The following is a 9,070-nucleotide window of genomic DNA, read 5'->3' as shown; positions in this document are numbered from 1 at the left end:
GAGGTAGCGGTAAACGGTGCTGTGATGGAGCGTGATTTAGTGGTGTTTGCGCAGGTAGGCGCATACTTGTTCAGGACTGGGTTTGCGGCGGATAAGGGTGTCGATGTGCTGAGTCAGTTGCGAATGGAGCTTATAGTGTTTTCGCTTGCGCTGTTTGGTAAGACGGCTTTGCCGTTGTGCTTTTTCGACACTGTATTGCCGCTCTTGGGTACGGTGCCGTTTGATTTCGCGGCTGATGGTGCTTTTGTGGCAGTTTAGCTGTTTGGCGATGGTGCAGTGCCGGGACAGGTATTGGATAGAAACCAGCAGCATTGCTTACAGTATTTCCAGGAGAATACTGAAACATGAACATACACAAAAACATCCGTCTCACCTCGCACAGCTCCAAGCCATTTGGCTGGCCTACGCGCAGAAAAGGAAAGCGTCACCTCCCTGGCACACCGCTACCAAGTCAGCCGCATCACCATTTACCGCACGCTTAAAGCCGCAAGAGGCAGACTGCTCAAACCCCAAACCAGTACCAACAACCGTTAAGCGGGACTACCCGTTTGTCGCCATCGACGATTTCTCAAGAGAGCTATACGCCGCCATTTTGCCGGACAAAACCGCAGACAGTGCCGCCAAGTTTCTGACCGAACACCTGATTGATCCCTGTCCATACCTGATTGAGTGCGTTTACTCCGACAACGGTACGGAATACAAAGGCTCGGCCAACCATGCTTTCGGTAGGATGTTATGAGAAATAGATTGGTCAAAAGTTTACCCGGGTTGCCCGTCTGCAGGCCAACGGTAAGGCGGATCGGGTTATCCCTACCCTGATGGACATGTGGCATGAGAAACTATCGTTTGACAGTCTGAAACATTGGCAAAAGGAGTTGTGCCGCTTTGTTAATTTCTATAACACCGTGAAGCCGCACCGCAGTTTGAACGGCGATACGCCGTTAAAAGGCTGAGTAAAAAATATGGGTTCCATATTAGTGGGTCGATAAAAGGATTTTATAACAAGGCAAAGGTCGTCTGAAAACCTTTAAACAGTTTTCAGACGACCTTTAATTTTTGCGAAAACATTTAAACTTGCAAAGAAGCGCGATTTTCCAGAACTTGGTCAATCAAGCCGTATTCTTTGGCTTCTTCGGCAGACATGAAGTTATCGCGATCGGTGTCGCGTTCCAAATCTGCCAAGTCGCGTCCGCAGTGTTTCGCCATCAGGCGGTTGAGCTTTTCTTTGAGTTTTAAAAGCTCGCGGGCATGAATCTCAATATCGGATGCCTGACCGCCCAAACCGCCATTGATTAAAGGCTGGTGGATCATAATACGGCTGTTAGGCAGGGCGAAGCGTTTGCCTTTCTCGCCTGCCGAGAGCAGGAATGCGCCCATGCTTGCCGCTTGTCCCAAGCACAAAGTGGAGACGTTGGGCTTGATGAAATTCATGGTGTCGTAAATCGACATGCCTGCCGTTACCGAACCGCCGGGAGAGTTGATGTAGAAGAAAATATCTTTGTCCGGATTTTCACTCTCCAAAAACAACAGCTGGGCAACCACCAAATTGGCGGACTCGTCGGTTACCGGGCCAATCAAAAATACGATGCGCTCTTTCAAAAGGCGCGAGTAAATATCAAATGCACGCTCGCCGCGGCCGCTTTGTTCGATAACGGTGGGAACGAGGTAATTATTGAAATCGAAGGACATTTTTGTCTCCTGTCAATGTTGCGAAAGCACCAAAGGGATGCTTTGGTGCTTTCAAGTTGCCTGTTTCAGACGACCTTTTGAAGATGATTAGGCTTGTGCGCCCATCACTTCGTCAAAAGACAAAGCTTTTTCGGTTACTTTGGCTTTGCCCAAAACGAAATCAACGACGTTGCTTTCTACTGCCAAAGAAGTCGGACCTTGCAGGCGGGAAGGCTCTGCGTAGTACCAGTCGATCACTTCTTGAGGATCTTCGTAGCTTTCTGCGAAGTTGGCAACAACGGCTTTGATTTGCTCTTCAGTCGGTTCCAGTTTGTTTTCTTCAACCAGTTTGGCCAAAATCAGACCCAAAGATACGCGGCGTTCGGCTTGCTCTTTGAACATGTCCAAAGGCAGATCCAAGTTGGCAGCGTCAGCCATGCCTTGGTTGACGAAGTTTTGTTTCATTTCGTTTGCCAAGCGGGCGGCTTCTTCATTTACCAAAGCAACAGGCGCTTTCAGCTCTACGGCTTTGAGCAGCGCGTTCATTACAGATTCTTTGGTTTGTTCGTTTACGCGGCGCTCAACTTCGCGGCCCACGTTTTTCTTCACTTCTTCGCGCATTTTGGCAACGTCGCCGTCGGCGATACCCAATGCTTTAGCGAAGTCAGCGTCAACTTCGGGCAGGGTGGGTTCGGATACGTTGTTCAATGTGATGGTGAAGACAGCGGATTTACCGGCAACGTCTTTACCGTGGTAGTCTTCAGGGAAATTGACGGTAACGTCTTTGCTTTCGCCTGCCTTCATGCCGACTACGCCGGCTTCAAATTCAGGCAACATTCGACCTGCGCCCAATACGAAGGCGTAGTTTTTGGATGCGCCGCCGGCGAAAGGTTCGCCGTCGATTTTGCCTTCGAAGTCGATGATGACGCGGTCGCCGTTTTGGGCTTCGCGCTCAACATGGTTGAAGCGGGTGCGTTGTTTGCGCAGGATTTCTACGGTTTGGTCCACTTCGGCATCGCCGACGGAAGCGGTTACTTTTTCGACTTCTTGTGCAGACAAATCGCCGATAACGACTTCAGGGAACACTTCGAAAATCGCAGCGATTTTCAGGGATTCTTTATCGTCTTGTTCTTCAACGCCTTCGAAACGCGGATAGCCGGCAACTTTCAATTCTTGGGCAACGGCAACATCGTAGAAGCGGCGTTGGACCATTTCGTTGATGACATCATTTTGAGCGCTTGCACCGTACATTTGGGCAATCATTTTTAAAGGGGCTTTACCCGGACGGAAACCGTCGATTTTTGCACGGCGTTGGGTTTGTTTCAGTTTTTTATCGGTTTCTGCGTTGATTTCGGACCAAGGCAGAGACAGCACTACTTTGCGTTCCAAGTTTTCTAAAGTTTCGACAGTTACGCTCATCGTAAGACCTTAATTTGTTGTGTTAAATAAAAAATGGGAATCCTTTTACCAATGATGACTGCAAAAGCGGCTCCGACCCATCGGGGCTTTTATCGTCCGTTGCTTGCAAAAGGCAGGAAAATTAGCTGGCTAGTATATCACAATGTTTGATTGACTGGATAATATAGTGAAATCATTGCAAAACGGTTGCCACATCTGTCCGCTCCGGCTTGGAAAAAGTAGTTGGATGGGAGATAGATGGCGGCATTCCGATAAACTTATGCGGAGCTACAAATGTCGTCTGAAAGTCGGAAGAGAGTATTCAGACGACCTTTTGAAGTTTGAGGATGTTAATTGGGCAAGTATGGCATAGGATTGACGGCTTTGCCGTTCAGACGGACTTCGAAATGCAGCTTTACGCTGTCGGTGTCTGTGCTGCCCATCGTTGCAATCTGCTGGCCGGCTGCGACCTGATGGTCTTTTTGTACCAGTAAGGCATCATTATGTGCATAAGCTGTAATCGCATAATCATTGTGGCTGATTAAAATCAGTTTGCCGTAACCCCGTACTTCTTCTCCGACATACAATACCTTCCCCGCAGCTGCGGATTTTACAGGTTCTCCGGGTGTGCCTGCTATATCGATGCCTTTATTGGTTGTTCCGTTGTATTGCTTGATAACGGAGTTGCGTCCGTTTTCAACAGGCCATTGTAAGTTCAAGCGGTTGATCGGTGCGACGGCCTGAGTTGCTTGCTTTGATTGGGAAATAGGGCGCGTATTGCGTCGGACGCGTAAGACTTGACCTACTTCGATTTTAGAGGTGTCTTGCAGGTTGTTCCAAGATGCCAATGTATGGATGCTTTGGCCGTGGCGTTTGGCAATTTGGGATAGTGTGTCGCCGGACTTGACTCTGTAATATCCGTCCGGGACTCTGCCTGTCGGTGAACCGCTTCCGGCGCAGGCAGCCAAAAAAAGTGCCAGGCAGAAAGGGCTTAGTCGTTTGAAGGTCGTCTGAAAAATAGGAATGGTGTTCATCATATGTCTATTTAATAAAAATCAGCGAATGAATTGTCTTCAGACGCTTTATTTGGGTGAAGGTTCATCGGCTTTTGAGATGTTTTATGAATGCCAAATGGCCGCAGAATTTTATCTTTTTGATTAGAAGCATATTTTACTCAGCGTAAAATAAAGTCAAATTATATCTGCCGTTGGATAGTTAAAACAAATCCCCCGTCCGCTTTCGGGACGGGGGATTTTTAGACTTTATAAAAAAATCTTATTTATTCAACTCATTAGCCAAATACAGCCAAGTTTCGATGACGGTATCCGGATTCAGGGAAACGCTTTCGATGCCTTCTTGAACCAACCATTTGGCAAAGTCCGGATGGTCTGACGGACCTTGACCGCAGATACCGACGTATTTGTTTTGCTTGCGGCAGGCAGAGATTGCCAAATGCAGCATCACTTTGACGGCAGGGTTGCGTTCGTCAAATGATTCGGACACCAAGCCGCTGTCGCGGTCGAGGCCGAGGGTCAGTTGGGTCATGTCGTTGGAGCCGATGGAGAAGCCGTCGAAGTATTGCAGGAATTGTTCTGCCAATACCGCGTTGCTCGGCAGTTCGCACATCATAATCAGGCGCAGGCCGTTTTTGCCGCGTTCCAAACCGTTTTCTTTCAAAGCTTTGACAACAGCTTCGGCTTCGCCCAAAGTGCGGACGAACGGAATCATGATTTCGACGTTGGTCAGACCCATTTCGTCACGGACGCGTTTGAGGGCTTTGCATTCGAGGGCGAAGCAGTCTTTGAAGCTTTCGGCGACATAACGCGCCGCACCGCGGAAGCCCAGCATCGGGTTTTCTTCGTGCGGTTCGTAAATGCTGCCGCCGACCAAGTTGGCGTATTCGTTGGATTTGAAGTCGGACATACGGACGATGGTTTTACGCGGATAAACCGATGCGGCCAATGTCGCCACGCCTTCGGCGATTTTATCGACGTAGAAGTCGACAGGGGAGGCGTAGCCGGCGATGCGGCGGGTAATTTCCGCTTTCAATTCATCGTCTTGTTTGTCAAATTCCAACAAGGCTTTCGGGTGGATGCCGATTTGGCGGTTGATGATGAATTCCATGCGTGCCAAGCCGATGCCTTCGCTCGGCAGGTTGGCGAAGCTGAATGCGAGTTCGGGGTTGCCGACGTTCATCATGACTTTAACCGGCGCTTTGGGCATATTGTCCAAGGCAACGTCGGTGATTTGTACGTCCAGCAGGCCGGAATAGATGAAGCCTGTATCGCCTTCGGCGCAGGATACGGTAACTTCTTGACCGTTGCTCAGCAATTCGGTTGCGTCGCCGCAGCCGACTACGGCAGGAATACCCAGTTCGCGCGCGATGATGGCGGCGTGGCAGGTGCGGCCGCCGCGGTTGGTGACGATGGCGGAAGCGCGTTTCATTACCGGTTCCCAATCCGGGTCGGTCATGTCGGTAACGAGTACGTCGCCTGCTTCCACGGAATCCATTTCGGATGCGTCTTTCACCAAGCGGACTTTGCCTTGACCGACTTTTTGACCGATGGCGCGACCTTCGCACAATGCGGTTTTATCGCCGTTGATATCGAAGCGGCGCAGGTTGCGGCTGCCTTCCTCTTGGGATTTCACTGTTTCTGGACGGGCTTGCAGTATGTAGAGTTTGCCGTCCAAGCCGTCGCGACCCCATTCGATATCCATCGGGCGGCCGTAGTGTTTTTCGATCGTCAGCGCATAGTGTGCCAACTCGGTGATTTCTTCGTCGGTAATGGAGAAGCGGTTGCGGTCTTCTTCAGGAACATCGACGTTCATCACGGATTTACCGGCTTCTGCTTTGTCGGTAAAAATCATTTTGATTTGTTTCGAACCCATGGTTTTGCGCAGGATGGCAGGTTTGCCCGCTTTCAGCGTGGGTTTGAATACATAGAATTCGTCGGGGTTGACCGCGCCTTGTACGACGTTTTCACCCAGACCGTAAGATGAAGTCACGAAAACGACTTGGTCGAAGCCGGATTCGGTGTCGAGGGTGAACATGACACCGGACGCGCCGCTGTCGGAACGCACCATGCGTTGCACGCCTGCGGAGAGGGCGACGATGTCGTGTTCGAAGCCTTTATGTACGCGGTAGGAGATGGCGCGGTCGTTGTACAAAGAAGCGAATACATGGTGCATGGCTGCTTTGACGTTTTCCAAGCCGTTGATATTGAGAAAGGTTTCCTGTTGACCTGCAAACGATGCGTCAGGCAGGTCTTCGGCGGTTGCAGAAGAACGGACGGCAACGGAAATATCCGCGCCCCCTGCGTCTGCAACCATTTTGTTCCATGCTGTTTCGATTTCGGCATCTAGTTGTTCGGGGAAGGGCGTATCCAAAATCCATTGGCGGATTTCTTTACCGACGCGCGCCAGTTCGGCGACATCTTCCACATCCAGTTGTGCCAGTGCGGCGGAAATACGCTCGCTCAGTCCGTTGTGCGCCAAGAATGCGCGGTAGGCTTCGGCGGTAGTGGCAAAACCGCCGGGGACGCGGACGCCTTTTTCAGTCAACTGACTGATCATTTCACCTAGGGAGGCGTTTTTGCCGCCCACGCTTTCAACATCAGTCATACGCAGGTTTTCAAACCAAATTACGTAGTTGTCAGCCATTTGTGTGTCCAATCCAAGATATGTTAAAAAAGAAACGAATACGCTTTGTTATTTTAAGCGATTCAAACGGCTGCTGTCATGCTTTTTCTGTCCCGAGTGATTTGCAGGTCGTCTGAAAAATTGCGGGCTTCAGGCGTGTAGTCAAATGAAATCTGATGGAGAAACCATTATTCCCATTGTCTATTTCTTTGTAAAACATAAGGTTTGAAATAGATTAATGACTGATTGGTAGAGTTTGGAAAGGTTTTTGATGGGTATAAAATTTTAAGATAATTTAATTATTGGAATAAAAATGCGTTTATAAAGTAGTTTGATTTTGGTGTAGTTGGGTGTAATTTAAGCGTATTCCCTTTATTTAGAAGGTTTCAGCTGCTATGATGACTGCCTGCAACCATTTAAAATTTTAGAGGATAACCGAATGACCGCCCCGCGCCATGTGTTTTATATTTCCGACCGTACCGGCCTGACTGCTGAAAATATCGGTGAGGCACTGCTGAATCAGTTTGGCAGAATCGAATTCAAACGCCACACCTATCCTTTCATTGATACGCCTGAAAAAGCGCGTACCGTCGTCGAAATAGTCAACCGCAACGCTCAGGAAAACGGTTTGCGCCCGATTGCCTTCGTCAGCGTCGTTAATGACGAAATCCGTGAAATCATCAAAAAAGCGGGCGCTTTCCATATCAATTTTTTCGAAACCTTCCTCGGGCTTTTGGAAAAAGAACTCAACACCGAGGCGGTTGCCGCCGAGCAGGGGCACCACAGTATCGGCAATACGCAACGCTACGATGCGCGTATGGAGGCGGTCAATTTCTCGCTCAACCACGACGACGGCGTCAGCGATAAAAACCTGAAAGAAGCCGATGTGATCCTGATGGGTGTATCGCGTTCGGGCAAAACGCCGACCTGTCTTTACCTCGCCCTGCAATACGGCATCCGCGCCGCCAATTACCCGCTGATTCCCGACGATTTGGAATCCACCGACCTGCCGCGCATGGTCAAACCTTACAAAGACAAACTGTTCGGCCTGACCATTCAACCCGAACGCCTGCAGGCCATCCGTCAAGAGCGCCGTCCGAATTCGACTTATGCCAAAATCGATACCTGCCGCAGTGAGATTTCCGATGCGCAAAATATGTTCAAACGCCACGGCATCCCGTTCACCAATACGACGGATAAATCGGTGGAGGAACTTGCCGTCCATATCCTTCAAGCCTGCAAATTGAAGCGGCGTTTTTGATTTTCTTAAAGTATGAGCAAGAGGTCGTCTGAAAAGCAATTTGGTGTTTCAGACGACCTCTTGTTTTCTGTTGTCCCTTTAAGGATTTCTAGTTCTTTGTAACTAAAAACAATCATCAATAATATTTACATTTTGAAATAAAAAGAGTAAGGTTGCCTTGCTTTTCGGGCTTTCCGTTAGCTTTTGAACCGTAAACAATCAAATTTGAGGAAGAAACATGAAAAAATTATGGATACTTGGCGCATTGGGCTTGAGCATGGCGGCGCAGGCGCATGATTTGTGGGTGTCGGCTCCGGTGCGTTTAGATTCGGGCGGTACGTTGAAAGCGGATTTGGGTTACAGCCATGATTTCCCGAATGTCGAAAAAATCGCCGACGACCGCGTGCATATTTTCAAACCGCTGCAATTGACGGACAAATCCGGGAAAACCGTTGATTTGACGAATAAAGGTGAAAATTACCAATATGTTTCCAAATCCCGCCTGAAAGACGGTTCGTATTGGGTCGGCGCAGTGTACAAACCGACGTTCTGGTCGCAAAACAGTGAAGGCTGGAAACAGAAAACCTTGAAAGACCTGCCCGGCGCGACTTATTGCGAACAGGCCCAGATGTTCGGCAAGGCGTTTTTGCAAGTGGGCAGCGCAGGTGTGGATGAAAGCGTGTTGACCCGTCCGGTCGGTCATGAGTTGGAACTGGTTCCGCTTAAAAATCCGAATGAAGTTAAGGCAGGCGGCCTTTTGCCGATTAAAGTGCTTTATAAAGGCAAACCGTTGGCTAAAGCGACGGTAATGGCAAGCTCGGATACGCTAGCGGAAATGGATTTGGCGGCGACGCACGACCACCGCGAGCCTCAAGGTTTCTCAGGGAAAACGGATAAAGACGGCGTCGTCAACGTGATTCCTTTGATCGACGGTTTGTGGAAAATCAAAGCCGTCCATCAGGCAAACTATGCCGATAAAAGCGTTTGCCAAGAGGGCAAGTCGTATGCAACGCTGATTATGCCCGTCGGAACAAAACGCGCGGCTGAACGGCATGAACACCATCATCATCAACACTAATCAAGTGTGAATGATCGAAAAGGTCGTCTGAAAAAGTTTTCAGACGA

At 49.3% G+C, this 9,070-nt stretch carries 6 protein-coding genes and 2 pseudogenes; 3 read left to right on the top strand and 5 right to left on the bottom strand.

The annotated features are described in order from the left end of the window. Positions 1-39: 39 nt before the first annotated feature. Positions 40-312, bottom strand: a pseudogene (locus HMPREF2907_RS12845) (helix-turn-helix domain-containing protein); the annotation flags it as partial. Between the two features lie 32 nt (positions 313-344). Here HMPREF2907_RS12845 and HMPREF2907_RS12440 point away from each other — a divergent pair. Then, positions 345-953: pseudogene (locus HMPREF2907_RS12440) on the top strand (integrase core domain-containing protein). Between the two features lie 115 nt (positions 954-1,068). Here the strand turns inward: HMPREF2907_RS12440 and clpP are convergent. The 4 genes from clpP to ppsA all read right to left on the bottom strand — a co-directional run bounded on the left by clpP (position 1,069) and on the right by ppsA (position 6,726). After that, positions 1,069-1,689, bottom strand: coding sequence for an ATP-dependent Clp endopeptidase proteolytic subunit ClpP (gene clpP / locus HMPREF2907_RS03330; RefSeq protein ID WP_070680058.1), 621 nt, complete (start codon positions 1,687-1,689; stop codon positions 1,069-1,071). Between the two features lie 87 nt (positions 1,690-1,776). Next, the gene (gene tig, locus HMPREF2907_RS03325; protein WP_070680055.1) at positions 1,777-3,087 is read right to left on the bottom strand and encodes a trigger factor; all 1,311 of its coding nucleotides are present in this window, start codon (positions 3,085-3,087) and stop codon (positions 1,777-1,779) included. Between the two features lie 329 nt (positions 3,088-3,416). Continuing rightward, positions 3,417-4,100: a peptidoglycan DD-metalloendopeptidase family protein gene (locus HMPREF2907_RS03320; RefSeq protein WP_070680219.1), complete on the bottom strand. Its 684-nt coding sequence runs from the start codon at positions 4,098-4,100 to the stop codon at positions 3,417-3,419. A 241-nt stretch (positions 4,101-4,341) separates the two neighbouring features. After that, complete coding sequence (gene ppsA / locus HMPREF2907_RS03315) at positions 4,342-6,726, bottom strand: phosphoenolpyruvate synthase (RefSeq protein WP_070680053.1); 2,385 nt, start codon at positions 6,724-6,726, stop codon at positions 4,342-4,344. A gap of 418 nt (positions 6,727-7,144) precedes the next feature. Here ppsA and ppsR point away from each other — a divergent pair, with 418 nt between their 5' ends. Together ppsR and HMPREF2907_RS03305 are read left to right on the top strand one after the other, a co-directional pair. After that, positions 7,145-7,966 (top strand): posphoenolpyruvate synthetase regulatory kinase/phosphorylase PpsR, encoded by an 822-nt coding sequence (ppsR, locus tag HMPREF2907_RS03310; RefSeq protein ID WP_045073018.1) that lies wholly within the window; start codon positions 7,145-7,147, stop codon positions 7,964-7,966. A gap of 217 nt (positions 7,967-8,183) precedes the next feature. After that, a complete protein-coding gene (locus HMPREF2907_RS03305) occupies positions 8,184-9,023 on the top strand; it encodes a DUF4198 domain-containing protein (protein ID WP_070680050.1) in 840 nt (279 codons plus the stop codon). The last annotated feature ends 47 nt before the right edge of the window (positions 9,024-9,070 follow it).

It is taken from the genome of Neisseria sp. HMSC055H02 (assembly GCF_001813335.1).
Taxonomy (GTDB): Bacteria; Pseudomonadota; Gammaproteobacteria; order Burkholderiales; family Neisseriaceae; genus Neisseria; species Neisseria sicca_C.
The sequence above is the reverse complement of the archived record's forward strand: the minus strand, read 5'-3'. Positions and strand labels throughout refer to the sequence as shown.